The sequence below is a fragment of the Blastomonas sp. UPD001 genome (genome assembly GCF_003426715.1).
Lineage (GTDB): Bacteria > Pseudomonadota > Alphaproteobacteria > Sphingomonadales > Sphingomonadaceae > Blastomonas.
In genome coordinates, this window is record NZ_QKVT01000001.1 from 3,372,681 (window position 1) to 3,396,762 (window position 24,082).

The following is a 24,082-nucleotide window of genomic DNA, read 5'->3' on the forward strand; positions in this document are numbered from 1 at the left end:
ACATGGCAACCATCAAGGTAAAGCAGACCGGATCGCCGATCCGTCGCCCGGAATCGCAGCGCAAGGTGCTGGCAGGCCTGGGCCTCGGCAAGATGAACCGCGTGGTGGAGCACACGGACACGCCCGAAATTCGCGGCATGATCCAGAAGGTCCGTCACATGGTGACGATCGTCGATTGACCTCACTAGCCCTCTCCCCTTGCGGGGAGAGGGTTGGCAGAGGGGCTTGCGCTATGGCCTGCCCCTCTCTACTGCGCCTGACCAGCAAGCTGGCAAGGCTGCATATCTCTCCTCTGAAGGGGAGAGAGTTTTATCAGCGCGAACAAAGCGAAAGCGAGTGCACCCATGAAACTGAACGAAATCAAGGACAATGAAGGCGCCCGCAAGGGCCGTATGCGCGTCGGACGCGGCATCGGCTCGGGCAAGGGCAAGACCGGCGGACGCGGCCAGAAGGGCCAGACCAGCCGTTCGGGCGTCTCGATCGCCGGATTTGAAGGCGGCCAGATGCCGCTCCACATGCGCATTCCGAAGCGCGGCTTCAACAATCCGTTCGGCAAAGATTACGACATCGTCAATCTGGGTATGATCCAGAAGTTCATCGATGCCGGCAAGCTCGCCACCGACGGCACTGTCGACCAGGCGGCGCTGCGCGCTGCCGGCCTGTCGCGCGGCGGCAAGGATGGCGTGCGTCTGCTCGCCAAGGGCGAACTGACCGCCAAGGTCACCTTCGCGGTGGCCGGTGCGTCGAAGTCGGCCGTCGAAGCCATCGAAAAGGCTGGCGGCAAGGTCGAGATCATCGCTCCGCGCGAACCGTACCGCAAGCCGGAACGCGAAAAGAAAGCCTGACCCTTACGGTCGGCTTGTCAAGCACGCCCCGCCTCCCGATATGGTGAGCGCGGGGCGTCTTGCTTGAAGCGCCCCAAGGCGGTATCGCTGCGGCTTGTCGTCGCTAAGGCGGACAGGCGCGGGGGCTAAGGCGCTTCGGACAGGATTTTCGGCCACGCGCCAGCATGGGCGCTCAATGGGCCGCTTTTTGGGATACAGGTTTCATGGCATCACGGGCCGACAATCTGGCTAGCAATTTCAGCCTGGCGAAATTCAGCCAGGCGACCGATCTGAAGAACCGCATCTGGTTCACGATCGGTGCTCTCATCATCTTCCGCCTGCTGAGCTATGTTCCGCTCCCCGGCGTCGATCCCACCGCGCTTGCCGCGCTGTACCAGCAGACCAAGGGCGGCGTTCTCGATATCTTCAACACCTTCTCGGGTGGTTCGCTCGAGCGCATGAGCCTGATCGCGCTCGGCGTGATGCCGTACATCACCGCCTCGATCGTCGTTCAGCTCGCCGCCTCGCTCTCGCCGCAGCTCGCCGCGATCAAGAAGGAAGGCGAGTCGGGCCGCAAGAAGCTCAACCAGTACACGCGCTACGGCACCGTGTTCCTTACCGCCATGCAGGGCTATTTCATCGCCGTGGGCCTCGAATCCTATGCCGGTGCCAGCGGCATCCAGGCGGTGATTGATCCGGGCATCATGTTCCGCGTCGGCGCGGTGATCAGCCTTGTCGGCGGCACGATGTTCCTGATGTGGCTGGGTGAGCAGATCACCGCGCGCGGCATCGGCAACGGCATCTCGCTGATCATCATGGCGGGCATCGTCGCACAGATGCCGGTCTTCGGCGCGCAGATGTTCGAAGGCGGTCGCACCGGATCGATCTCGCCGTTCGCGATCTTCGCACTGCTTGCCATGATCGTCGGCCTAGTGCTGCTGATCAGCTTCATGGAGCGCGCACAGCGCCGCGTGCTGATCCAGTATCCCAAGCGCGCGACGCAGCGCGGCGTGATGCAGGCCGATCGCAGCCATCTTCCGCTCAAGATCAACACCGCGGGCGTCATTCCGCCGATCTTCGCCTCGTCGCTGCTGCTGATGCCGCTGACGATCACGCAGTTCGCGGGCAATTCGGTCGATCCCAATTCGACCGCGGGCGGTGCATTGCAGACGCTCAACCAGTATCTGGCGCACGGCCAGCCGCTGTACATGACGCTCTATGCGCTGGGCATCATCTTCTTCTGCTTCTTCTACACCGCCGTGGTGTTCAACCCGGAGGAGACGTCGGAGAATCTCAAGAAGAATGGCGGCTTCATCCCCGGCATCCGTCCGGGCAAGAACACCGCGACCTATCTGGATTATGTGCTCACCCGCATTACCGTGGTCGGCGCAGCCTATCTGACCTTTGTCTGCGTGCTGCCCGAATATGTGATCGCGCAAACCGGCATTCCGCTGTTCTTCCTCGGCGGCACCAGCCTGCTGATCGTCGTCAACGTCACCGTCGACACGATCACGCAGATCCAGAGCCATCTGCTGGCGCATCAATATGCCGACCTGATCAAGAAGGCCAAGCTCAAGGGACGCTTGCGCTAAGCGCGGCGTTCGGGGATAGACTGGGCCGGGCGCAACCGGCCCGTTGGGGGATGGATTACCCATGAATATCATTCTTTTGGGCCCTCCGGGCGCGGGCAAGGGCACCCAGGCCCAGCGTCTGGTCGACGAGCGCGGCATGAAGCAGCTGTCGACCGGCGACATGCTGCGCGCGGCGGTCAAGGCGGGCACGCCGATCGGCCTCAAGGCCAAGGCCGTGATGGAAGCGGGCGAGCTGGTTTCGGACGAGATCGTCTCGGGAATCATCGGCGATGCGCTCGACGAGCTGTCGCCCGAAACCGGCATCATCTTCGACGGCTATCCGCGCACTGCGGCCCAGGCCGAATCGCTCGACGAGATCCTCGACGCGCGTGGTCGCAGCCTGCACCATGTCATCGAGCTCGAGGTGAACGAAGACGCGCTGGTCGATCGCATCACCGGGCGCTTCACCTGCGCCAATTGCGGCGAGGGCTATCACGACCGCTACAAGCTGCCCGCCAAGCAAGGCGTGTGCGACAAGTGCGGATCGACCGAGTTCAAGCGCCGTCCCGACGATAACGAGGAAACCGTGCGCACGCGCATGGCCGAATATCGCGCCAAGACCGCGCCGATCCTGCCGATCTACGAGGCGCGCGGCATCGTCAGCCGCGTCGACGGCATGGCCAGCCGAAGCGCTACAAGCCTGGCACGCGCCCGCTGACCCGCCCGGCGCGCGCCGAGGATGACGAACAGGAAGGTCGCTGATCGGGGTTCATGCTGCACTGCAACGGTGCAGCATCGACATTGCCCTGAGATCGGCGATGCTGGTCCTGGCCCCCGGTTTTCTGCCTCTTTTTGTGCGGATTAGCCCTTTCGCTGCGCCTGTTTTGCGGTAGAGTTCGCGCAACAATGCAGGCGAATCAGGAGAGTTCGCTGCATTCGGGCCGGGTCGCGCAATTCGCAGCATCACCTCAAAGGGGGGACCTATGGCCGTATCCGATCACGTAGACTTGCCGACCTTCATGGAAGGCGTGAAAAAGCGCAACCCGTACCAGCCGGAATTCGTCCAGGCCGTACAGGAAGTCGCCGAAGACATTTTCGATTTCATGGCCGACAAGGAGCAATATCACGCGCAGCAGATCCTGCGCCGTATTGCCGAACCCGATCGCGTGGTGTCGTTCCGCGTCTGCTGGGAGGACGATAACGGCAATATCCGCGTCCAGCGCGGCTGGCGCGTGCAGAACAACAATGCGATCGGTCCCTACAAGGGCGGCATCCGCTTCCACCCCTCGGTCACCGAATCGGTGCTCAAGTTCCTGGCCTTCGAACAGACCTTCAAGAACGCGCTGACCGGCCTTCCCATGGGCGGCGGCAAGGGCGGATCGAACTTCAACCCCAAGGGCAAGAGCACGCGCGAAATCATGCGCTTCTGCCAGAGCTTCATGACCGAGCTCTATCGCCATATCGGCGCGGACGTCGACGTGCCTGCCGGCGATATCGGCGTCGGCGGCCGCGAGATCGGTTACATGTTCGGCCAGTACAAGCGCATCACCAACCAGTTCACCGGCGTGCTGACCGGCAAGGGGCTGGAATGGGGCGGCTCGCTGATCCGCACCGAGGCGACCGGCTATGGCGCGGTCTATTTCCTCGCCAACATGCTCGCCACCAAGGGCCAGGATCTGGTCGGCAAGACGGCAGTCATCTCCGGTTCGGGCAATGTTGCGACGCACGCGGCGGAAAAGATCGTGCAGCTCGGCGGCAAGGTGCTCACCCTGTCCGATTCGGGCGGCTTCATCCATGATCCCGACGGCATCACCCAGGAGAAGATCAACTGGGTGAAGGAGCACAAGACGCACCGCCGGGGCCGGATCGAGGAATATGTCGAGGCTTTCCCGGGCGCGACCTTCCATGCAGGCAAGACTCCCTGGGGCGTGCCGTGCGATGTCGCGCTGCCCTGCGCCACCCAGAACGAGTTGCTCGGCGAGGATGCCAAGACGCTGGTCGCCAATGGCTGCATCGCCGTGTCCGAAGGCGCGAACATGCCGACCGATCTCGATGGTGTGCACACCTTCAAGGCCGCCAAGATTCTCTACGCCCCGGGCAAGGCCTCCAACGCCGGCGGCGTCGCGGTCTCGGGCCTCGAAATGAGCCAGAATTCCGAACGCCGCGCGTGGAAGGAAGAGGAGCTGCAACAGATGCTCAAGGACATCATGTCGGGCATCCATGACAGCTGCATCAAATACGGCGATCAGGGCGGCGGCTATATCGACTATGTGAAGGGCGCGAACATCGCGGGCTTCAAGAAGGTCGCCGATGCCATGCTCGCCTTCGGCGTGGTCTGATACGATGCAAGGGGCGGCGGGCAGGACGAACTGCTCGCCGCAACCCTGTTGCATTCACCGTAGCGCCTGCTAACGGGCGCGGCGATGGCCCGGTCTCTCCGCACCCCGAAAGCAGACCGGCAACCGATCGATATCGGCTGGGTCGAATGCGTCGACCTTCCGGATCTTGGCCTGGCGAAGATCAAGGCCAAGATCGACACCGGGGCAGCGACTTCTTCCATCCACGCCACCCGGGTCAGGCCGGTGACGATCGACGGCCAGCTGATCGTCGAATTCTGGTTTCGCGCGCACCGCGGCGAGCCTGCGCGCAAGTATCGCGCGCCCGGCGTCGAGCAGCGCAGCGTCAAGAGCTCGAACGGCGCGATCGAGCTTCGCTATGTCATCGAAACGACCATGGTCCTTGGTAGCGTCCGCTGGAAGGGACACATGACCTTGGCCAACCGCAACACCATGACCTTCCCTATATTGATTGGCCGCCGGGCGCTGCGGCGCGGCTTCCGCGTCGATTGCAGACGCAAATGGACGCTCGGCCTGCCAGAGGAAACCGATCGATGAAGTACCCCCAATGAAAATCGCGATGCTGGCGCGCAACGCCAATCTCTATTCGCATGTCCGCCTGTGCGAGGCGGCGCGCGAACGGGGGCACGAGATCGATATCCTCAACACGCTGCGGGTGACGCTCAATGTCACCTCGCACCGGCCCGGCGCGCAATATCATGGCGAGCCGCTTGCCAAATATGATGCCGTAATCCCGCGCATCGGTGCCTCGATCACCCAATACGGCCTGGCGGTGCTGCGCCAGTTCGAGATGATGGGGGTATGGTCGCTGAACGAGAGCGTCGCCATCGGTCGCTCGCGCGACAAGCTGCGCTCGATGCAGATCTTCGCCAAGCACGGTCTGGGCTTGCCCGTCACCGCCTTTGCGCACGATCCCAAGCAGACCGACGAGGTTCTCAAGATCGTCGGCGGCGCGCCGGTCGTCATCAAGCTGCTCGAAGGCACGCAGGGGATCGGCGTGGTGCTCGGCGAGACCGAAAAATCGGCCAAATCGGTGATCGAGGCGTTTCGCGGCGCGAACGTCAACATCCTGGTGCAGGAGTTCATCAAGGAAGCCGATGGCAGCGACATCCGCATCTTCGTGATCGGCGGCAAGGTCGTCGCCTCAATGATGCGCACCGGGGCCAAGGGCGATTTCCGATCGAACTTGCATCGGGGCGGCAGCGCCAAGGCGATCAAGATCACGCCCGAGGAACGCTCGACGGCGGTGCGCGCGGCCAAGGTGATGGGATTGAACGTCGCAGGCGTCGATATCCTGCGCTCCAATCACGGCCCGGTGATCATGGAGGTCAACAGCTCGCCGGGGCTGGAGGGTATCGAGAATGCGACCGGCAAGGATATTGCCGGGATGATCATTGATTTCCTCGCTGCCAATTGCCGCGAGGGCAAGACCAAGACCAAGGGCAAGGGCTGATCCCGGCGCCGGCGGCGCGGATTTCAGCCCAGCATCCTGGCGCCCAGCAACAGCAGCAGCTTCACGTCCATGCCGCAGCCCTCGGCGCGCTTGGAGGCGATGAAGGCGTCCAGCTCGGTCAGGGGAACGACATGGACGGTGATGTTCTCGCCCTCCACCCCGCCGCCGTCATGCACGCGCTCCAGCCGATGCGCGCGCATCAGGTGGAAGCTTTCGCTGACCATGCCGGGGGAGGAATAGAATTCGCCGAGATTTTCGATGCGTTCAGCACGAAAACCCGTCTCTTCCTCCAGCTCGCGCGCTGCGGCCAGCTCGGGCGCTTCGCCATGCATGTCGTCGCCGATCAGTCCGGCGGGCAGCTCCAGGCAGGTGCGGCCCAGCGGCACGCGGAACTGTTCGACGAGCACGACCGCGCCGTCGTGCACGGCCAGGATGACCGCCGCGCTGATGCCCCGGCTGCGCGACACATATTCCCACTTGCCGCGCGTCTTCGCGGTGATGAAGCGACCCTGCCAGACGATTTCCTCGGGTTCGTTCAATGCGATATCCCTCCTATGATCGTCATTCCCGCGAACGCGGGAATCCCGCTACTGGCACGGTGGCGATCGGAAAGCGGGACCCCCGCGTTCGCGGGGGTGACGAGCGATGCGTGGCGGGGCAGGGGTTGGACCCTCAAAGCTCGATCAGCCGGTCAGGCAGTTCGTTCGGATTGTCGTCGCTCTTGGGAAAATGCTCGGCCAGCACCTTGCCGACATCGCGCACCGCTGCCGCCATGCCTTCGCCCGCGCGGCCCGCGCGCAGTTCCTTGATCATGTCGGCCATGGCCTCGCCCCAGACATCGGGGCTCACCTTGGCGGCGATCGCGCTGTCGGCGACGATCTCCGCCCGGTGTTCGGCCATCGAGAGGTAGATCAGCACGCCGGTCAGCCCGCGCGTGCGCTTTTCGGCGCTCACCCGGAACAGGTTGACCGCGCGCGCCCGCACCCGTGCCTGCTTGACCCCCGAAGGCGTCATTGCCAGCCGCAGCGGCTTCCACGCGACGATCAGATGCACCGCGGCGAACTTCGCCGCGAGCAGCAGCATGACCAGCGTCAGATATTCGCTCGGCGTATAGACATGCTGCCACCCACCGGTGGCGAAGCTGAGCAGCCCTTCGAACCATTCGGGAAAGACCGCGACGCACGCCAGCGCCAGGAACATCGCCGCGACCGCCCAGTAGATCGGCGTTTCGCGATAATCGTCCGAATGCTGGGCAATCACGGTCACGATCTCGCCATCGGTCAGCTTCTCGGCTTCACCTACCGCTGCGGTGACGATGCAATGCTCGTCGGGGCTCACGCTTTCAACCTTTGCCATGATGCCTCACCATCCGCCCGAGGAGCCGCCGCCGCCGAAGCTGCCGCCGCCGCCGCCAAAACCGCCGCCGCCACCCCAGGACGAGCCCGATGAACCGCCCCAGGACGAACCCGAAGACGCCCCCCAGGTAGTGATGCCGCCGATGCCCGAGCTGCGATAGGGGCGACCCTTGCTGCGCGCGGCGTGGATCATCGGAATGACGAAGAAGAAGAAAATGATCACGAGCCAGAAGACGAACAGTCCGATTCCGTCATTGTCGTCGGCCTTGCGCGACTCCTCCTCGACCTTGGCGGCATAGGCGCGCGCTTCCTCTTCGGGCAGGGTCAGCTGGGTGATGATCGCATCGGTGCCCGCCGCGATGCCGCCGGGCATGTCCTTGTCGCGAAAGCGCGGCAATATGTCCTGCTGGATGATGACGCTCGACAAGGCGTCGGTCAGCACGCCCTCGAGACCATAACCGACCTCGATCCGCACCTTGCGTTCGTTCGGCGCGACGATCAGCAGCGCGCCATTGTCCTTTTCCAGCGATCCCTTTTCCGCCTGGCCGATTCCCCATTTGCGGCCGAGCTGATAGCCATATTCCTCGATCTCGTACCCCTGCAGGTCGGGCAGGGTGACGACGACCAGCTGGCGCGTCGACTGCTTTTCCAGCGCCTCGAGCTTGGCGGTAAGCGATGCCTCCTGCGCGGGATCGAGCAGATTGGCATCATCGACGACGCGCCCCGTCAGCTTGGGAAAGGTCTGCGCGAAGGCGGCGCTGTGCGCGGCGGCGACCAGCAGCAGCGTTACCGCCAGCCACTGGCCGAGCCATGCTTTCAGGCCACCCGCAAGGGCGGGTGCGCGGCTCACTGGCCGAAATCGACCTTGGGCGCTTCGTTGGCGCCCGCGGTGGTCGCCTTGAACGGCACCATCGGCTTGGCGCCATGGATCAGGTTCGCGCCGATCGAATCGGGGAAGGTGCGGATGGTGGTGTTATATTCGCGCACCGCCTCGTTATAGTCGCGCCGGGCGATCGAAATACGGTTCTCGCTGGATTCGAGCTGGCTCATCAGCGTCGTGAAATTCTGCTGGCTCTTGAGGTCGGGATAGGCCTCGACCACCGTACGCAGCTGGCCCAGCGCCTGGGTCAGCTGGTTCTGCGCCTGGCTGAACTTTTCGAAGGTTTCGGGATCGGACAAGTCATCGGTGCTGACATTGATCGCTGTCGCCTTGGCGCGCGCCTCGGTTACCTGGGTCAGGATTTTCTCTTCGGACGCTGCGCCAGCTTTCACGGTTGCGACGAGATTCGGCACCAGATCGGCGCGGCGCTGATAATAATTCTCCACATCGGCCCATTTCGCCTTGGCATTCTCTTCCGCCGTGGGGACCGAGTTGATGCCGCACGCGGTGAGCGACAGCGCTGCCAGCAGGGGCAGGGCATAACGGGTGATACGCATAGTCAGTAATTCCCTCCGGTTGATAACGCGCGACCGTTATATCGTGTTAATACGGCAAAGCTGCAAGACCATCTTTTACATGCCCCACTTGCAAGCCACTCGACATCTCCACGTCGCTCGCGATTATAGGGCCATCTGCTGACAGCAAAAGGGGAAAGACGTGCTTCAGGAATTCAAGGCGTTCATCGCGCGCGGCAATGTGCTTGATCTGGCGGTGGCGGTCATCATCGGCGCGGCCTTCGCCACGATCACCACCTCGCTGACCGAGGATATCATCATGCCGGTGGTCGGCGCGATCTTCGGCGGGGCGGATTTTTCCAGCTATTTCATCATGCTGGGCCCGGTGCCTGAGACCTATACGGGATCGCTGAACGATTATGCCGCGCTCAAGAAGGCGGGGGTGCCGCTGTTCGGCTATGGCCAGTTCATCACCGTGATCATCAATTTCGTGATCCTGGCGTTCATCATCTTCCTGATCGTGCGGACGGCGAACAAGCTGTTCAAGAAGCCCGAGGAACCCGCTGCGCCCAAGGGGCCGAGCGAGGTCGAATTGCTCGCGGAAATCCGGGATCTGCTGAAGAAGTAAAAGCTCTTTCCCCTCCCGCTTGCGGGAGGGGTGGACGGAGCGCAGCGACGGACGGGGTGGGGCAGACACCCCTCCCCAAGGGGAGGGGATATGTTAGCACCTAAATTCTCCCGCCGCTCACTTCCCATTCACCAAAGCATCGCTATATGGGTCTCTGCCGGTTCGTCCGGCTATGACGATAAATTGCGGCGTGCAATAGGCACAGCGGACCCGGGGGCGGTACCCGGCGGCTCCACCATAAACTTCGCTTAACGGGGGATCCCCGTGAAAGCGGGGCTTTTGACGGGGCCGAACTAGGATCGACGTGTGTTGAAAAGCGGTGTTTTCGTCCGGGCTGAGTAACCCGTTAAAGGCTCAAAACTCATAAGTGCCAATGACAATGACGCACTCGCCCTCGCTGCATAATTCAGCGGCCTAACGGCCAAGAATTATAAAGCAAGAGCGCGGTTGAACCCACCGGGCAACAGAAGCGGAGTTCAGCGGTTTGGAGAGCACCGGGCAACAGAAGCTCTCCACTTTCCCTCATCATTCAGGCCCGTACGCCTTCTGGTAATCGATCGCGTCGAGCATCTTGGCGCCCGCCATGAACACCGCGCCGGTGCACGCGACGAACAGCAGCCAGCCGCCATAGCCGGGATATTGATCGAGATAGAGCTTGCCGCGCTCGCAGGCTCCCAGCGCCAGGGCATAGGTGATCAGATACACCTCGAACTTGGTCTTGATGATGAAGAGGCGACGGATCTTCTCGAACATGGGCATTCCCCCGCAAGCCCTGTGCCAAGGGCGGTTTTCTGCGGGGTACGATAGTGAAGAAAGGGTTAAACTGTAAAGCCTGCCGACAGGTCAAGCGAGCGCTTCGAGGCCAAGCGCCTGCAGCAACGCCAGCCGAGCGTCGCGCACCGTCTCTGCCAGCGCAGGATCGGCGAGATCGCCCGGCGCGATCCGCTCGGGCCAGCGCGCGGCGATAACCTGCTCGATCGCGTCGAGCTTCCCGGGCGTGGCAATGAAGCGCGGATCGACCGTCGCCGGATCGGCGACCACGCGCAGCCTGAGGCACGCCGGGCCGCCGCCATTGGCCATCGACTGGCGGACATTGACCGGCACCAGCCGCCGGATCGGCCCGTTGCCCGCGACCATCGCCTCGAGCCATTGCCACACGGCGGGCACCTCCTGTGATTCGCTGGGCAGCACCAGGGCCTGGCCGCCATCGGGCAGCGTGACCAGCTGCGCGTTGAACAGATAGCTCCTGATCGCATCGGCGAGCGATACCGCGCTCGCAGGCACCTCGACGATCTGCACTGCCGGAAACGCGGCCCGGATTGCGGCATAGGCGGCCTCACGATCCTCGAAAGCCTGTTCGTGCGTGAACAGCACGCTTTCATTGGCGACCGCGACGACATCGTTGTGGAACGCACCCGCGGCGATCGCGGTCTCGCTCTGCTGGACGAAAAGCGTGCGATCCGGTGCCAGCCCGTGCCGCCGCGCGATCGCCTTGCCCGCCTCGAGATGCTGGCGCGCGGGGAAGGGGCCGCCCGCCTTGCCATAGACGAAGATCTCGACGCCCGTGCTGTCGTGCCGCTCGCACAGCCGCATGTGATTGGCCGCACCCTCGTCGCCGAACGGGGCGGGGACCGGGCCGTGCACCGCGAAATGGCGCTCGTCGGCAAAGGCGAGCTTGAGCTGCGCCAGCGTGCCGGTCCATTCGTGGCTGCGGTGAGGTGGCAGCGGCCATCGGCGGTATCCGGGGCAGGGGAGACGGTCGCGGCATTCGCGGCCCACATCGACGAGGCGGAGAAGCTGGCGGCGCGCAGATGCGGCTCGGCGCTCGCGACGTCGGTGGCGAGGCTTTCCAGCCAGCCGGTATTGGGCCGGTCGAGCGGCATGAAGAAGCCCTGGACCAGCCCGAGCGCGATATTGGCGCGCATCTTGGCGACGCCCTGCAGCGCCGCGGCGCGCGGCTCGCTGACCGAGCCGGCGTTGTTGGCCGAGGCGATATTGCCGAGGCTGAGGCCCGCATAATTGTGGCTGGGGCCGATGATTCCGTCGAAATTTATCTCGGTGAGCATCCTCGTTTCCTGTTTTCGTTCCCTCTCCCCCACGAGGGAGAGGGTTGCGCAGACTTGGCGAGCGCAACGAGCCTAGTTGGAGCTGGGAGAGGGGGGATTGCGGGAAGCGTTGCGCATTTTCACCCTCACCCAGCTGCGACTAATTCGCTTCGCTCATAAGTCTCCGCAGCCCTCTCCCCTCAAGGGAGAGGGGTTCTGTTCCTATCTCTCGATCCAGCGCACCGCATCACTAGCGCCGACGCGCAACATTGCTGCCGTTGCGGGATCGAGCGTCACCCCCTCCGCGCCATCCGCCACCTTGCCATAGGCGCAGCGGAAATCGGCGAGGCGGCCCGAGGCGACCAGCGAGACCTTGCCGCCATCGCCGAGGCCCGCGATCCTGGCATCGCGCGCGTTGCGGATCGAATGGACCTGGTCGGTGCGTGCGGTCATGGTCGGGCCGCCATCGAAGATGTCGACATAATTCTCGTGCGCAAAGCCTTCATTTTCCAGCATCCGCATCGCCGCGCGGCCGCTGACATTGGGGCGGCCGAGCACGTGCCGCGCGCTGTCGGAGAGCATCGCGACATAGACCGGGTGCTTGGGCATCAGATCGGCGATGAACTGGTTGCCGTGCAGCGCATTGAACGTGTCGGCCTCGTCGAAGCTCATACCGAAAAAGCGCCCGGCGATGCTGTCCCAGAAGGGCGAATCGCCGGCATCGTCGATGATCCCGCGCAGTTCGGCAAGGATTCGGTCGGCAAAGCGCGCGCGGTGCAGGCCGATGAACAGATAGCGGCTGCGCGCGAGCAGCATGCCCAGGCCACCTGCACGCTCGTTCGGGTGCAGGAACAATCCGCCGACCTCGCTCGACCCTTCCAGATCGGTGACCAAGCTCAGGATTTCGGCGCGGAAGGTGCGGCCCAGCTCGGCGCTGTGCTGGGTCAGCGTACTCAGGCGATAGCTGTAGAACGGCCATTTCTGCCCCACCTGGGTCAGCAGCTGGCAGGTGCCCCGGATCTCGCCCGTCTCGGTATTCTCGAGCACCAGCACGAACAGCTCGTCGCGCAGATCGTCGTCGTCGCGCGCGAAGCAGGTCGTCGACCGTTCGATCTTGCCCTCGAGCGACTTGCGGTCGGCGGGCAGGTTGGTGAACCCCCCGCCGGTCAGCTTGGCCATCTCGTAGATTGCCTGCAAATCGTCGGGCGTCGCCGCCCGGATGACAAAGCTCATAACCCCCTCTTTTCGGCAAGCCGCAATATGGTGAGCGCCGAGAGCCGGGCGCGTTCGGCCAAGCTGTCGGCGATCAGGAATTCGTCCGCGCTGTGGATCGCGCCGCCGCGCACGCCCATGGTGTCGACCACCGGCACGCCGCACGCCGCGATATTGTTGCCGTCGCACACCCCGCCGGTGCCGCGCCAGGATATGTCGAGCCCCAGCGCCGCGCCGCCATCGCCGCCGCCTTGCCGGCTGCCAGCGCGGCGATCAGCGGCGCGGACGAGGCTGACCCGACCTCCTCGTCGCTGTTGATCAGCACGTCATAGCCGATGGTGGCGCCGAGCGGCGAGGCGTCCACGGCCTTCAGCGCGGCGAGCATGACCGCGATCCCGCCCTTCATGTCGGCGACGCCGGGGCCATTGAGCACGCCCGGCTCCAGCCAGGTCAGGCTTTGAAACGGATGATCGGCGGGAAACACCGTGTCCATATGCCCGGTCAGCAGCAGTCGCAGGTTCGCACCGGGACGCACCGAGACGACGAGATGCTTTCCCCGCTCGATCGTGTCGATGCTGCCATCGGCGCGCACCGCCTCGACCGGCGCGCCATTGACCAGCCGGACATCGCCGGGAAGCACGGAAAACGCATCGGCGAGCAGCGCGGCGGTCTGCTCGAGGCCCGCCAGATTGCCCGACCCGCTGTTGATCATCGCCCAGGTCTCGACCTGCGCCAGCATCGCGGTTTGGTCGATCCGCTCCAGACAGGCGATTTCGGATGCGGTCAGGCTGGCAGGGCTGGTCGTCATCCGCCACCTATTAGCCGGGTTGGCGGCATCCCGCCACCCGTAGCAACCTAAACCGGATTTACTTTGGCAGCTTGCCTTGCCATAGGCTGTGCGTCATTCCTCCCCGGGAAAACTCTGCACCTTTTGGCATCATGCCAGGGGCCGATCGCATCCAGCAAAGAGGACCGGGAATGAGCGAATATCTCCAGAGCAACGGCATCAGCATCGATTCCGCGCTGCACGGCTTTGTCACCGAATCGGTGGTGGCCCCGCTCGCGCTGGATGCGGACCGCTTCTGGGCGGATTTCGCCGCTCTGCTCGAACGTTTCGTACCTGTGAACCGCAAGCTGCTGGAAAAGCGCGACGATCTTCAGGCCAAGATCGATGACTGGCACCGCGCGCGCAAGGGCCAGCCGTTCAATGCGATGGAATATCGCACCTTCCTCTACGACATCGGCTATCTGGTGACCGAGCCGCAGCCGTTCGCTATCGGCACCCAGAATGTCGATCCCGAAATCGCGACCATGGCCGGGCCGCAGCTCGTCGTGCCCTCGCTCAACGACCGCTTCGTGCTGAACGCCGCCAATGCGCGCTGGGGCAGCCTGTACGATGCCTATTACGGCACCGACGCGCTCGATGCCGCCCCGGCCCAGCCCGGCGGCTACGACCCGGTGCGCGGTGCAGCGGTGGTCAAGGCGGCCAAGGCGTTTCTCGACGAGGCGGTGCCGCTCGCGGCTGGCAGCTGGGCGGATTATGCCGGCGGCACGCCCGCGCTCGCCGACCCGGCGCAGCTCGTCGGTACGCGCGGCGACAGCCTGTTGCTGAAGCATAACGGCCTGCATATCGAGATCGTGATCGATCACGCGCACCCGATCGGCAAGGATGATCCGGCGGGCATCGCCGATGTGCTGCTCGAGGCTGCGCTTACCACCATCATCGACATGGAGGATTCGGTCGCTGCGGTCGATGCCGAGGACAAGATCCTGGCGTACACCAACTGGCTGGGCCTGATGCGCGGCGACCTGGAGGCGAGCTTCCCCAAGGGCGGCAAGACGCTGACTCGCGCGCTCGAGCCGGACCGCGACTATGTCGCGCCCGATGGCACCGCGTTCAGCCTGCCGGGCCGCAGCGTGCTGTTCGTGCGCAATGTCGGCCATCTGATGACCAATCCGGCGGTGCTGCTGGCCGACGGCTCGGAAGCCCCCGAGGGCATTCTCGATGCCGTGTTCACCAGCGCCATCGGCGTGCATGATCTCAAGGGCCTGGGCCGCTTCCGCAACAGCCGCGCCGGATCGATCTATATCGTCAAGCCCAAGATGCACGGGCCCGAGGAGTGCGGCTTCACCAACGAATTGTTCAACGCGGTCGAGGACATGCTGGGCCTCGCGCGACACACGATCAAGGTCGGCGTGATGGACGAGGAGCGCCGCACCTCGGCGAACCTCGCCGCGTGCATCCACGCGGTGAAGGACCGGATCGTGTTCATCAACACGGGTTTCCTTGACCGCACTGGCGACGAGATCCACACCTCGATGCGGGCGGGCGCGATGATCCGCAAGGGCGACATGAAGAGCTCGGACTGGATCAAGTCCTACGAGGCGCGCAATGTCGGCATCGGCCTCAAATGCGGGCTCGACGGCAAGGCGCAGATCGGCAAGGGCATGTGGGCCGCGCCCGACATGATGCGCGACATGATGGAACAGAAGATCGGCCATCCGCTGACCGGTGCGAACACCGCCTGGGTGCCGTCACCCACCGCCGCGACGCTGCACGCGATGCACTATCACAAGGTCGATGTCTTCGCCCGCCGCGCCGAGATCGCCGCGCAGCCCGTGCCGACGCTCGAGCCGCTGCTCAATGTGCCGCTGGCGGCCGGGCAGAACTGGTCGCCCGAGGACATCCGCGCCGAGCTCGACAACAATGCACAAGGGATCCTGGGCTATGTGGTGCGCTGGGTCGATCAGGGCATCGGCTGTTCCAAGGTGCCCGACATCCACGATGTGGGGCTGATGGAAGACCGCGCGACGCTGCGCATCTCGTCCCAGGCGCTGGCCAACTGGCTGCTGCACGGCGTGTGCACGGCGGAAGAGGTCGACGCGGCGCTGCTGCGCATGGCGGCCAAGGTCGATGCGCAGAATGCGGGCGATCCGCTCTACCGGCCGATGGCGGACAATCCCGAAGGCTCGTTCGCCTTCCAGGCGGCGCGCGATCTGGTGTTCAAGGGGGTGGACCAGCCGAGCGGTTACACCGAACCGCTGCTCCACGCCTATCGCCAGAAGGTGAAGGCGGCGGCCTGAGCGGTTCGGATCATTCGACCGTCATTCCCGCGAACGCGGGAATCCCGCTTTTGCGACGGCTTGACCAGGAAGCGGGACCCCCGCCTTCGCGGGGGTGACGGCTGTTAGGCTGGGCGTTGCGCCTGGCCAGGCCCTATTCCTCCACCGCATCCAGATGCGCGCGGATCGCGGCGAGGCTCTCGTCGAGATGGCTGAGCAGGAACAGATGCCCGCCCTCGTCGATGATCTTCAGCTCCGAATTGGGGATCAGCGTCTTGAGGATATGCCCGTTGGCGACCGGCACGATCTGGTCGTCGCCGCCCATCAGCACCAGTGTCGGCTTGTTCATGAAGGGCAGGAAGGGCGCGCTGGTCCAGCCGATCATCGCGAGCAGCTGGTAGAAATAGCCAATCTTCGACGGCGGGGTGATGCGCCCGGTATGCCCGGTCGCGCCCTCGGTCGAGCCGCCATAGAGCGTCGCGAAATGCTTCTCCATATAGCTGGGGTCGATATAGCGGCGCGGATCGGCCATCTTGCTGAGCGCCGAGATATTGCCGGGGATCATGAACATGCCCGCGGTGGTGGCGGCGAGCACCAGCCGGTTGACGTTGCCCGAATGCTGGAGCGCGAAATGCTGCGCCATTGCGCCGCCCCAGCTGACCCCCATCACGTCGACGGTCTCGATGCCGAAACGATCGAGCAGCAGCCACGCGATGCGCGCCATCAGGAAGGCGTTATACGGCACGCGCGGATCGGGCGAGCCGCCGACGCCTGGCATGTCGAAGGTGATGAACGGCCGTTCCTCGAGCAGGTCGGCGAACGGGGCCACCGCCTCCATGTTCGCGCCGATGCCGTTGAAGAACAGCAGCGGCGGCTTGGTCAACCCCTCGTCGAACCGCCAGCGCGCGACGCGCAGCGTGCGGCCATCGGCCTGTTCCATCGTGATTTCGGGGCCTGTGGCTGCGGCGGCGTTGAACTGGGTGGCCAAGAAGAATTCCAATCTGTGCGTAGTTCGTCGATCCCATCCTTGCCGTTACGCGGGGAGGGACCACGAACGGGTGGAGGGGTATCAGCCTTGCTTCAACGAGACACCCCTCCGTCAGCGCGGCGCGCTGCCACCTCCCCTTGCAGGGGAAGATCGAGGCGATCTACTCCAGTACATACAGACCGGGCGCGGGTTCCAGCGCCGGGTGTTTCTTGCTGCCGGTCGAGGCGGGGGCGGCCTTCTTGTCGCCCGATCGCGCCTGGACCCATTCCATCCAGTAAGGCCACCAGCTGCCCTTGACCTCTTCGGCCTTGGCCAGCCAGTCGTCGACATCGGCCGGGGCCTTGCCCGCCTTGGTCGGCGTGTTGCCCTTCATCTTGAAATATTTCGCCTTGGGGTTGGTCGGCGGGTTGAGAATCGCCTGCATGTGCCCCGATTGCGAGAGGATGAAGTCGATATTCTTCGATCCGAACAGCTGGGTCGAGCGGTAACAGGCGCGCCACGGGGTGATATGGTCGGTCACCCCGCCCAGGATGAACAGGTCGTTGGTGACCTTGGACAGGTCGATCTTGTGCCCGACCATCTCGACCTCGCCCTTGCGGGTAAAGGCGAGCGTTTCGTAGATGTGGAGGAAATCGCCCATCAGGCTGGCCGACAGGTTGGTGGCATCGGCATTCCAGAACAGCACATCAAACGCCGGCGGATCCTCGCCCATCAGATAGTTGTTGATGACATAGTTCCAGATCAGGTCGTTGGGCCGCAGCCAGGCAAAGCCGCGCGACAGGTCGCTGCCCTTGATCACGCCCTTGCGCGCCGCGCGCTGCTTGGCGAGCGCGAGGCCATTGTCGCTCATCAGCGATCCCGCCTCGATATCGGTCTGCTTGGGGTGCAGAACGCACACCATCAGCGTCACCGATCCGATGCGATCGTCGCCCGAGGCCTGGAGCTTGGACACCAGCATCGCCAGCGTCTGCCCGCCCGAACAGCCGCCCGAGACATTGACCTTTTTCGATCCGGTGATGTCGCACACCACATCGAGCGCGCGGGTGCACGCGGCGATATAGTCCGCCATCGCCCAGGCGCCGTGTTCCTTTTGCGGGTTGCGCCAGGAAATGACGAAGGTCTGGATGCCGTTGTCGACCTGCCATTTCACCACCGACTTCTCGGGCGACAGGTCGTTGATGTACATCTTGTTGATCTGCGGCGGGATGGTCAGCTGCGGGATCGCATAGACCTCTTGCGTCGTCGGCGCGTACTGGATCAGCTCCATGATCTCGTCGCGATAGACGACATTGCCCTTCGAGGTCGCGACATTCTCGCCCAGCTTGAACGGCTTCTTGTCGACCTGGCTGACCATGCCGTCATTGTGCACCATGTCGTTATAGGCGTTCTTCAGCCCCTTGAGCAGCGACAGCCCGCCCGAATCGACGATGCGCTTCTGCGCGGTCGGGTTGCCGATCAGGCTGTTGGTGGGGGCGAGCGCATCGATGATGATCGCGGAGATGAAATTCGCGCGGTCGCGTTCGAGCGCGTCGAGCTCGAGCTCGTCGATCCAGCTCTTCATGCCCTTCTGCACGGCGAGATAATATTGCGCGCCCGCCTTGAAGAACGGGTTGAACCGCCAGGCGGGGTCCATGAAGCGCTTGTCCTTGGGATCTGGCGACAGCTCGGACTGGCCCATCATGATCTTGACGACATCTTCGGAAAAGGCCTGGGCGTGACGCATCGTGCGCGCCGGGTCGCTCGCGGTTTCGCGCAGCAACAGGCCGATCGCGCCGATAAAATCCTCGCGCGCCAGCCCCATGAGCGGTCCCAGCGCCGTGGTGGACTGGGCCGCTTCGTCGACCAGATCAGGGGTCTCACCTGCCATAAACACTCTCTCCCGAATGATATGCCGCCCCGTTCATGCGGGGTCGGTTGGGGAGCACAGTATAGCGGTGCTGCGGCGGGCACAATGGCCGCCGCAAACGTGTTCAGACGAGCGCGTCGATCGCCCTGGCAAGGTCGATATCGCGCTGCGACAGGCCGTCGGCGTCGTGCGTGGTGAGCAATATGTCGACCCGGTTGTACACGTTCGACCATTCGGGATGGTGATCGGCCTTTTCGGCGAGGATCGCGACGCTGGTCATGAAGCCGAAGGCTCGCGCAAAATCGTCGAACCTGAAGCGGCGGGTAATGCCGTCGCGCTCCGGTTCGTGGCTCCATTCGGGCAGGCTGGCCAGAGCTTCGGCGCGTTCGGCATCGTCCAGTTTGCGGACCATCATCGTGTTGCGGCCCCGGAAGAGCCCGCATGATCGGCGCGCTGGGCACGCTCATCCGCCGGGAGCTCATGCTGGCCTTTGGCCTGGGTGGGGGCGCGCGGGGCAGCGCCGGGTTCGTGATGCCGATCATCTTCTTCCTGGCGGTGGCGACCATCTATCCGTTCGCGGTCGGGCCCGACGCGCAACTGCTCGGGCGCACCGGCGGCGGGGTGATCTGGGTCGCGGCGCTGCTCGCCAGCATCCTGCCGATCGACCGGCTGGTCCAGGCCGATGTCGACCAGGGGATGATCGATCAATATGTCGTGCGCGGGCTGTCCGAAGAGCTGATCGCGCTCGCCAAGACCATCGGTCACTGGCTGAGCTTCGGCCCGCCGCTGATGCTGGCCGCGATCATTTCCGCCGGACTGCTGGGGCAGAGCGCGGAGCAGCTCATCATCGTCGAGATCGGTCTGGCCTGCGCAACGCCCGCGCTCGCAGCTTTGGGCGTGATGATCGCCGCGCTTACCGCTGGCCTGCGCCATGGCGCGGCGCTGGGCGGGCTGCTGCTGCTGCCGCTCGCGGTGCCGCTGCTGATATTCGGCGCGGGCAGCCTGACGCCGGGGAGCCAGAACGGGCTGCTGCTGCTCGCCGCCGCCAGCCTGCTGCTCACCGCCATCTGCCCGATCGCCGCCGGAGCCGCGATCCGCGCCGGGCGCGAATAATCGTTAGCGACAGGCGCGCCAGCCCATCGCGCCGCGGTTCGCAAGGTCGAGATGCAGGTGATCGGCATGCGCGGCATTGTAATCGGGCGATAGGGTGGTCGCGAACAGGTCGCACGCCCCATCGCGCACCGCGCGCAGGAAGCGCGCTTTGTCGGCATCGCCCTGCCAATCCTTGAGCACCGATATCCGCCGTCCGTCGGCGAGCACGAAGCCGCTGACGTCGAGCGCGTCGGCGGTGGCATGCTCGCTCCACGGCCCGTCGTCGCGCGCGTACATGCGGCGGCACGAATAGCTGCCGAACGTCTCGATCTGCTTGACTTTGCTGCCCAGGATCGCCTGCGCCTGGGGCTGCACCACCTGCGCCTGCCAGAGCAGCAGCCCGACCGCCATCGGGCAGGAAGGCGACACCGACGCCGGGGCGAGCGGAAGCAGCGTCTGCCCGGCCTTCGCGCGCACCGCATCCTCGACCCGGCACTGGTCCGCGCCGAACGGCTCGCGGGGGGTGAATTCCAGCCCCGAGCTTTCGAGCAGCGCCAGGCACTGGTCGCGCTGGCTGGTGAGCTCCACGATCTTGCCGCGCGTCGCCATGCCGATCGGGTCGGTCAGGCTCAGCGGCGTCCAGGGCAGGTCCTCGCGCCCCGGCTTGAGCAGCAGCCAGCCGACCAGCAGCGCGCAGGCGATCAGCGCGAGCACCAGGCTCTGCCGCACCCAGCTCAGGATATTGGGGATTCGCATAGGCCGTTCTAACGCGCTCCGATGGCAGAAGATGCAGCGCGATGACCTGAGACGTAATTGTTTGCCTTCCGCGCCTCGGTCATCATCGGGGCATTGGACGAACCGGGAGAGAATAGCATGACGAACTGGACAACGCAGATGAGCCTCTGGTGCGGCGGGGTGATCGCCTTCGGGCTGCTGCTCATTTCGGGTGCCTTTGCCGCGACCGATGGGGCGATGACGCTGCTTCTCGAGATTCTGGGGGCGGAAACGCCGATCGCCTATGATCCGCTGCACCGGTTCAGCATCGCGCTGATGGGCGCGGTGTCGCTCGGCTGGGGCGCGACGCTGCTGGCGGTGGCGCGGATCACTCCCGACCTGTCAGCCCCGCAGGCGCAGAAGCTGTGGCGGATAGTGACCTGGTCGGTGCTGCTCTGGTTCGTGATCGACAGCTCGCTCTCGGTCGCGACCGGCTTCTGGCGCAACGCGATCCCCAACACCGTGCTGCTGGGCTGGTACCTGCTGCTGGTGGCGCGGCTGCCGGGCGGTGCAGGCCAGCTGGCGCGGGCTTGACCCATATTCGTCATTCCCGCGAACGCGGGAATCCCGCTTCCTGCGCGAGCGTCGCGTTAAAGCGGGATCCCCGCCTTTGCGGGGGTGACGATAATGTAAGGCAACCCTAATGAACCCTCTCTCCCTCAAGGGAGAGGGAAGGCAAATCAGAACTGCATCGCGCCATAGACCTTGCTGATGTCGCCGCCCCATTCGCCATGGTAGAGCGCGAGCAGGTCTTCCGCCGGGGTCTTGCCGCGCGCGACGACATCGCGCAGCGGTTCGAGAAAGCCGGTCTCGTTGTCGCCGCTGCTGTTGAGCCGCGCGCGCGATGCCAGGCCCGACGAGGCGATGTCGAGCACCTCGCCTGCGATGTCGCGAAGCTTGCGACCCCCGGCGATCGGCGCGTCGAGGCCCAGCTTCGGCACCGAATCGCGCAGCGCCTGGCGCTCCTCGATGCTCCAGCCCTTGACCACATCCCAGGCGGCATCGAGCGCGCCCTGGTCGTAGAGCAGACCGACCCAGAGCGCAGGGAGCGCGCAGATGCGGCTCCAGGGGCCACCATCGGCACCGCGCATCTCGAGAAAGCTCTTCAGGCGCACTTCGGGAAAAGCGGTGGAAAGATGGTCGTTCCAGTCGCTCAGCGTCGGGCGCTCGCCGGGCAAAGCGGGCAGCTTGCCGTCGAGGAAATCGCGGAAGCTCTGTCCCGCCGCGTCGATATACAGCCCGTCGCGGAACACGAAATACATCGGCACGTCGAGCATGTACTCGACATAGCGTTCGTAGCCGAACCCGTCTTCGAACACGAAGGGCAGCATGCCGGTGCGCGCGGGGTCGGTGTCCGACCAGATATGGCTGCGGTACGAGAGCATGCCGTTGGGCTTGCCCTCGGTGAAGGGCGAGTTGGCGAAGAGCGCGGTCGCCAGCGGTTGCAGCGCCAGCCCCACGCGGAACTTCTTCGCCATGTCCGCCTCGCTCGCATAATCGAGGTTCACCTGGATCGTGCAGGTGCGCAGCATCATGTCGAGGCCCATCGAGCCGACGCGCGGCATGTGGTTCAGCATGATGCCATAGCGACCCTTGGGCATGATCGGCAGCTCGGCCCGGGTCTTGTCGGGCCACATGCCCAGGCCCAGAAAGCCCTTGCCGGTCTTGTCGCCGATCGCCTTGACCTGGGCCAGATGGCGTCCGGTCTCGGCGCAGGTCTCGTGCAGGTTCTCGAGCGGCGCGCCTGACAGTTCGAGCTGACCTGCCGGTTCCAGGCTCACCGTGCCGTCGGGGCCGCGCATGGCGATGACGTTGCTGCCGCCATCGGGGGTGCGTTCCTCGACCGGCTCCCAGCCGAATTCGGTCAGCGCCATCAGCAGGTCGCGGATGCCGCCGGGCTCGTCATAGCTGGGCGCGTGGAAGTCGTTGCGGCAGAACACGAACTTTTCGTGCTCGGTGCCGATGCGCCAGCGCTCCCTGGGCTTTTCGCCTGCCGCCATCGGTTCTGCTAGCTGCGCGATCGAGGTGATGATCGGATCGTCCTGATCCGTCGTGGAACGTGTACTCATCTGCGCCCTGAACCCCTGAATATCGTGTCGCCGGTGCTTTAGTTGCGCCTTGCAACCCATGCCAGCCTTAAAATGTGTAATGGTGACAACACGCAGGCAATCAAGTGCCCCAATCGCCGTTCGCCGCCATCCAGATAGCGGCTGCGGTGATCGCCGCCGTCTCCGCGCGCAGGATGCGCGGGCCGAGCGAGACCGGCACGGCGGCGGGATGCGCGCGGATCGCCGCATTCTCGGCGTCGGTAAAGCCGCCCTCGGGCCCGATCAGCACCGCCGCCGGCCCGCCCGAACGACACGCCGCTGCCATCGTGCAGCCGCTCGTCGGCAAAGAACAGATGGCGTCCCTCGGGCCAGGCTTTCAGCAGCGCGTCGAGCCGGGTGAGGGGAGCGATCTCGGGCAGCGCGGTACGCTCGCACTGTTCGGCCGCCTCGATCATCGTGCCGCGCACCCGGTCGTCCTTGACCTTGTCGACCACCGCGCGCTCGGTCAGCACGGGCACGAAGCGTGCGACGCCGAGTTCGCACGCCTTTTCCGCGAGGAAATCGAAACGCGGCTTCTTGATCGGCGCGGCGCACAGCCAGAAATCGGGCACTGCCTCGCGCGGGCGGGTCTGCCCCTCGATGTCGATCAACAGGTCGCGCTTGCCGCGCGCGCTCACCCGGCCGAGATATTCGCCGCTGATGTCATCGAACAGCTTCACTGCCGCGCCCTCGGACAGCCGCATCACGTTGAGCAGATAATGCGCCTGGTTGCCCTCGATGCGCAGCGCTCCGCCTTCGCTCAGCGGCTGATCGACGAACAGGCGCGGGGCAGAGCGCGGCGGCCAGGCGGGGGTTGCGGTCATGCTCCGGCCTTAGCGCCGGGCGCCGAACAGGTCTAGCGTGTGCCGTCGCCGATCAAGGTGAAGGGCGCCCAGGCATTGGGATGCGCGAGCGTGTCGCTGTCCGAATCCTGGCTGGCATCGTTGCGGATCTCGCGCATCGCCTGGGCAAAGGCTTCCGCGCGCGACAGGTTCGGATTGTCGCGCGCGATCTCGATCGTCCGCACCGTCATCCTCGCCGCAACATCGTCGCGCACCGGCCAGTGCGACGCGAGAAGGTTGCGCGCACCGGCATAGAAGAACGCGCGTGCCAGCCCCGACAGGCCGGGCGCGCCTTCCGATCCGTCACCCGCTGCGGTGTTGCAGGCCGAGAGGATCACCCAGTCGGCATCGAGCTTGAGCCCCGCCACCTCCGATGCGGTGAGCAGCCCGTCATCGGCCTCGGTCGGCGCCGCAGGCGGGGTGAATACCAGCCCGGGTTCGGCCGCGCCCTCGATCTCGCCTGCCATCAGCCCGTGCGTCGCCAGCGCCAGGATGCGCGCGTCGGAGAGCCTGGCCTTTCGGACATTGGTTTCGGTCGCCAGCGCGCCGG

General features: G+C 64.8%; 22 protein-coding genes, 1 other RNA gene and 4 pseudogenes. 12 read left to right on the top strand and 15 right to left on the bottom strand.

Annotated features, from left to right (window positions below; all coding sequences use genetic code 11):
• Positions 1-2: 2 nt before the first annotated feature.
• The 7 genes from rpmD (at position 3) to rimK (ending at position 6,205) form a co-directional block, all read left to right on the top strand.
• Positions 3-179: a 50S ribosomal protein L30 gene (gene rpmD, locus DM995_RS17165; protein WP_023837771.1), complete on the top strand. Its 177-nt coding sequence runs from the start codon at positions 3-5 to the stop codon at positions 177-179.
• A 165-nt stretch (positions 180-344) separates the two neighbouring features.
• Entirely contained in the window at positions 345-845 is a 501-nt protein-coding gene (gene rplO / locus DM995_RS17170; RefSeq protein WP_023837770.1) for a 50S ribosomal protein L15, read from the top strand.
• A 203-nt stretch (positions 846-1,048) separates the two neighbouring features.
• The gene (secY, locus tag DM995_RS17175) at positions 1,049-2,416 is read left to right on the top strand and encodes a preprotein translocase subunit SecY (protein ID WP_023837769.1); all 1,368 of its coding nucleotides are present in this window, start codon (positions 1,049-1,051) and stop codon (positions 2,414-2,416) included.
• A 61-nt stretch (positions 2,417-2,477) separates the two neighbouring features.
• Positions 2,478-3,113, top strand: a complete 636-nt coding sequence (locus tag DM995_RS17180; RefSeq protein ID WP_116970189.1) for an adenylate kinase — start codon at positions 2,478-2,480, stop codon at positions 3,111-3,113.
• A 265-nt stretch (positions 3,114-3,378) separates the two neighbouring features.
• Positions 3,379-4,734 (top strand): NADP-specific glutamate dehydrogenase, encoded by a 1,356-nt coding sequence (gene gdhA, locus DM995_RS17185; RefSeq protein WP_023837092.1) that lies wholly within the window; start codon positions 3,379-3,381, stop codon positions 4,732-4,734.
• 84 nt (positions 4,735-4,818) lie between these two features.
• The gene (locus DM995_RS17190) at positions 4,819-5,289 is read left to right on the top strand and encodes an ATP-dependent zinc protease family protein (protein ID WP_116970190.1); all 471 of its coding nucleotides are present in this window, start codon (positions 4,819-4,821) and stop codon (positions 5,287-5,289) included.
• A gap of 10 nt (positions 5,290-5,299) precedes the next feature.
• Positions 5,300-6,205 (top strand): 30S ribosomal protein S6--L-glutamate ligase, encoded by a 906-nt coding sequence (gene rimK, locus DM995_RS17195; protein ID WP_116970191.1) that lies wholly within the window; start codon positions 5,300-5,302, stop codon positions 6,203-6,205.
• Positions 6,206-6,228: 23 nt separating this feature from the next.
• Here the strand turns inward: rimK and DM995_RS17200 are convergent, their stop codons facing one another.
• From DM995_RS17200 to DM995_RS17215, 4 genes are all read right to left on the bottom strand, one after another.
• Entirely contained in the window at positions 6,229-6,744 is a 516-nt protein-coding gene (locus DM995_RS17200; protein ID WP_116970192.1) for an NUDIX hydrolase, read from the bottom strand.
• Positions 6,745-6,877: 133 nt separating this feature from the next.
• Positions 6,878-7,561 carry a TPM domain-containing protein gene (locus DM995_RS17205; protein WP_116970193.1) on the bottom strand — a complete coding sequence of 228 codons (684 nt, stop codon included), beginning with the start codon at positions 7,559-7,561 and terminating at the stop codon, positions 6,878-6,880.
• A 6-nt stretch (positions 7,562-7,567) separates the two neighbouring features.
• A complete protein-coding gene (locus tag DM995_RS17210; protein WP_116970534.1) occupies positions 7,568-8,356 on the bottom strand; it encodes a TPM domain-containing protein in 789 nt (262 codons plus the stop codon).
• A gap of 50 nt (positions 8,357-8,406) precedes the next feature.
• Positions 8,407-8,997, bottom strand: a complete 591-nt coding sequence (locus DM995_RS17215; RefSeq protein WP_116970194.1) for a LemA family protein — start codon at positions 8,995-8,997, stop codon at positions 8,407-8,409.
• 160 nt (positions 8,998-9,157) lie between these two features.
• Between DM995_RS17215 and mscL the strand changes: the two genes are divergently transcribed.
• Positions 9,158-9,583, top strand: coding sequence for a large conductance mechanosensitive channel protein MscL (gene mscL, locus DM995_RS17220; RefSeq protein WP_116970195.1), 426 nt, complete (start codon positions 9,158-9,160; stop codon positions 9,581-9,583).
• A 117-nt stretch (positions 9,584-9,700) separates the two neighbouring features.
• Positions 9,701-10,062, top strand: a transfer-messenger RNA (tmRNA) gene (gene ssrA, locus DM995_RS17225).
• Positions 10,063-10,108: 46 nt separating this feature from the next.
• Here the strand turns inward: ssrA and DM995_RS17230 are convergent.
• The 4 genes and pseudogenes from DM995_RS17230 to DM995_RS17245 form a co-directional block, all read right to left on the bottom strand.
• Positions 10,109-10,336, bottom strand: coding sequence for a hypothetical protein (locus tag DM995_RS17230; protein ID WP_060977674.1), 228 nt, complete (start codon positions 10,334-10,336; stop codon positions 10,109-10,111).
• Between the two features lie 90 nt (positions 10,337-10,426).
• Positions 10,427-11,649: pseudogene (locus tag DM995_RS17235) on the bottom strand (N-succinylarginine dihydrolase).
• Between the two features lie 201 nt (positions 11,650-11,850).
• Positions 11,851-12,861 carry an arginine N-succinyltransferase gene (locus tag DM995_RS17240; protein WP_116970196.1) on the bottom strand — a complete coding sequence of 337 codons (1,011 nt, stop codon included), beginning with the start codon at positions 12,859-12,861 and terminating at the stop codon, positions 11,851-11,853.
• Positions 12,858-13,648: pseudogene (locus DM995_RS17245) on the bottom strand (M20/M25/M40 family metallo-hydrolase). Before DM995_RS17245 ends, DM995_RS17240 begins: the two are co-directional and overlap by 4 nt.
• Positions 13,649-13,818: 170 nt before the next feature.
• On the opposite strand from DM995_RS17245, the gene DM995_RS17250 reads away from it, so the two are divergent.
• Positions 13,819-15,924 carry a malate synthase G gene (locus DM995_RS17250; protein WP_116970197.1) on the top strand — a complete coding sequence of 702 codons (2,106 nt, stop codon included), beginning with the start codon at positions 13,819-13,821 and terminating at the stop codon, positions 15,922-15,924.
• 133 nt (positions 15,925-16,057) lie between these two features.
• Here the strand turns inward: DM995_RS17250 and DM995_RS17255 are convergent, their stop codons facing one another.
• The 3 genes and pseudogenes from DM995_RS17255 to DM995_RS17265 form a co-directional block, all read right to left on the bottom strand.
• Entirely contained in the window at positions 16,058-16,903 is an 846-nt protein-coding gene (locus DM995_RS17255; protein WP_232824463.1) for an alpha/beta fold hydrolase, read from the bottom strand.
• A gap of 148 nt (positions 16,904-17,051) precedes the next feature.
• Positions 17,052-18,758 carry a PHA/PHB synthase family protein gene (locus DM995_RS17260; protein ID WP_116970198.1) on the bottom strand — a complete coding sequence of 569 codons (1,707 nt, stop codon included), beginning with the start codon at positions 18,756-18,758 and terminating at the stop codon, positions 17,052-17,054.
• 103 nt (positions 18,759-18,861) lie between these two features.
• Positions 18,862-19,155, bottom strand: a pseudogene (locus DM995_RS17265) (4a-hydroxytetrahydrobiopterin dehydratase); the annotation flags it as partial.
• 23 nt (positions 19,156-19,178) lie between these two features.
• On the opposite strand from DM995_RS17265, the gene DM995_RS17270 reads away from it, so the two are divergent.
• The gene (locus DM995_RS17270; RefSeq protein ID WP_116970200.1) at positions 19,179-19,850 is read left to right on the top strand and encodes a heme exporter protein CcmB; all 672 of its coding nucleotides are present in this window, start codon (positions 19,179-19,181) and stop codon (positions 19,848-19,850) included.
• A 3-nt stretch (positions 19,851-19,853) separates the two neighbouring features.
• Here DM995_RS17270 and DM995_RS17275 read toward each other — a convergent pair whose 3' ends face one another.
• Positions 19,854-20,585: an extensin-like domain-containing protein gene (locus DM995_RS17275; protein WP_116970201.1), complete on the bottom strand. Its 732-nt coding sequence runs from the start codon at positions 20,583-20,585 to the stop codon at positions 19,854-19,856.
• 117 nt (positions 20,586-20,702) lie between these two features.
• Between DM995_RS17275 and DM995_RS17280 the strand changes: the two genes are divergently transcribed.
• Positions 20,703-21,137 (top strand): hypothetical protein, encoded by a 435-nt coding sequence (locus DM995_RS17280; protein WP_157973255.1) that lies wholly within the window; start codon positions 20,703-20,705, stop codon positions 21,135-21,137.
• A gap of 146 nt (positions 21,138-21,283) precedes the next feature.
• Here DM995_RS17280 and DM995_RS17285 read toward each other — a convergent pair whose 3' ends face one another.
• The 3 genes and pseudogenes from DM995_RS17285 to DM995_RS21980 all read right to left on the bottom strand — a co-directional run.
• Positions 21,284-22,672 carry a glutamate--cysteine ligase gene (locus DM995_RS17285; RefSeq protein WP_116970203.1) on the bottom strand — a complete coding sequence of 463 codons (1,389 nt, stop codon included), beginning with the start codon at positions 22,670-22,672 and terminating at the stop codon, positions 21,284-21,286.
• A 100-nt stretch (positions 22,673-22,772) separates the two neighbouring features.
• Positions 22,773-23,514 (bottom strand): annotated as a pseudogene (locus tag DM995_RS17290) (16S rRNA (uracil(1498)-N(3))-methyltransferase).
• Positions 23,515-23,546: 32 nt separating this feature from the next.
• Positions 23,547-24,082: CHAT domain-containing protein (locus DM995_RS21980; RefSeq protein ID WP_198669409.1), on the bottom strand; the 536-nt coding region annotated here is incomplete at its 5' end.

What these genes read in the sequence shown, in the direction of transcription:
- rpmD (WP_023837771.1), top strand. Translation starts at nt 3, where the DNA reads ATGGCAACCATCAAGGTAAAGCAGACCGGATCGCCGATCCGTCGCCCG.
- rplO (WP_023837770.1), top strand. Translation starts at nt 345, where the DNA reads ATGAAACTGAACGAAATCAAGGACAATGAAGGCGCCCGCAAGGGCCGT.
- secY (WP_023837769.1), top strand. Translation starts at nt 1,049, where the DNA reads ATGGCATCACGGGCCGACAATCTGGCTAGCAATTTCAGCCTGGCGAAA.
- DM995_RS17180 (WP_116970189.1), top strand. Translation starts at nt 2,478, where the DNA reads ATGAATATCATTCTTTTGGGCCCTCCGGGCGCGGGCAAGGGCACCCAG.
- gdhA (WP_023837092.1), top strand. Translation starts at nt 3,379, where the DNA reads ATGGCCGTATCCGATCACGTAGACTTGCCGACCTTCATGGAAGGCGTG.
- DM995_RS17190 (WP_116970190.1), top strand. Translation starts at nt 4,819, where the DNA reads ATGGCCCGGTCTCTCCGCACCCCGAAAGCAGACCGGCAACCGATCGAT.
- rimK (WP_116970191.1), top strand. Translation starts at nt 5,300, where the DNA reads ATGAAAATCGCGATGCTGGCGCGCAACGCCAATCTCTATTCGCATGTC.
- DM995_RS17205 (WP_116970193.1), bottom strand. Translation starts at nt 7,561, where the DNA reads ATGGCAAAGGTTGAAAGCGTGAGCCCCGACGAGCATTGCATCGTCACC.
- DM995_RS17215 (WP_116970194.1), bottom strand. Translation starts at nt 8,997, where the DNA reads ATGCGTATCACCCGTTATGCCCTGCCCCTGCTGGCAGCGCTGTCGCTC.
- DM995_RS17230 (WP_060977674.1), bottom strand. Translation starts at nt 10,336, where the DNA reads ATGTTCGAGAAGATCCGTCGCCTCTTCATCATCAAGACCAAGTTCGAG.
- DM995_RS17240 (WP_116970196.1), bottom strand. Translation starts at nt 12,861, where the DNA reads ATGAGCTTTGTCATCCGGGCGGCGACGCCCGACGATTTGCAGGCAATC.
- DM995_RS17250 (WP_116970197.1), top strand. Translation starts at nt 13,819, where the DNA reads ATGAGCGAATATCTCCAGAGCAACGGCATCAGCATCGATTCCGCGCTG.
- DM995_RS17260 (WP_116970198.1), bottom strand. Translation starts at nt 18,758, where the DNA reads ATGGCAGGTGAGACCCCTGATCTGGTCGACGAAGCGGCCCAGTCCACC.
- DM995_RS17270 (WP_116970200.1), top strand. Translation starts at nt 19,179, where the DNA reads ATGATCGGCGCGCTGGGCACGCTCATCCGCCGGGAGCTCATGCTGGCC.
- DM995_RS17275 (WP_116970201.1), bottom strand. Translation starts at nt 20,585, where the DNA reads ATGCGAATCCCCAATATCCTGAGCTGGGTGCGGCAGAGCCTGGTGCTC.
- DM995_RS17280 (WP_157973255.1), top strand. Translation starts at nt 20,703, where the DNA reads ATGACGAACTGGACAACGCAGATGAGCCTCTGGTGCGGCGGGGTGATC.
- DM995_RS17285 (WP_116970203.1), bottom strand. Translation starts at nt 22,672, where the DNA reads ATGAGTACACGTTCCACGACGGATCAGGACGATCCGATCATCACCTCG.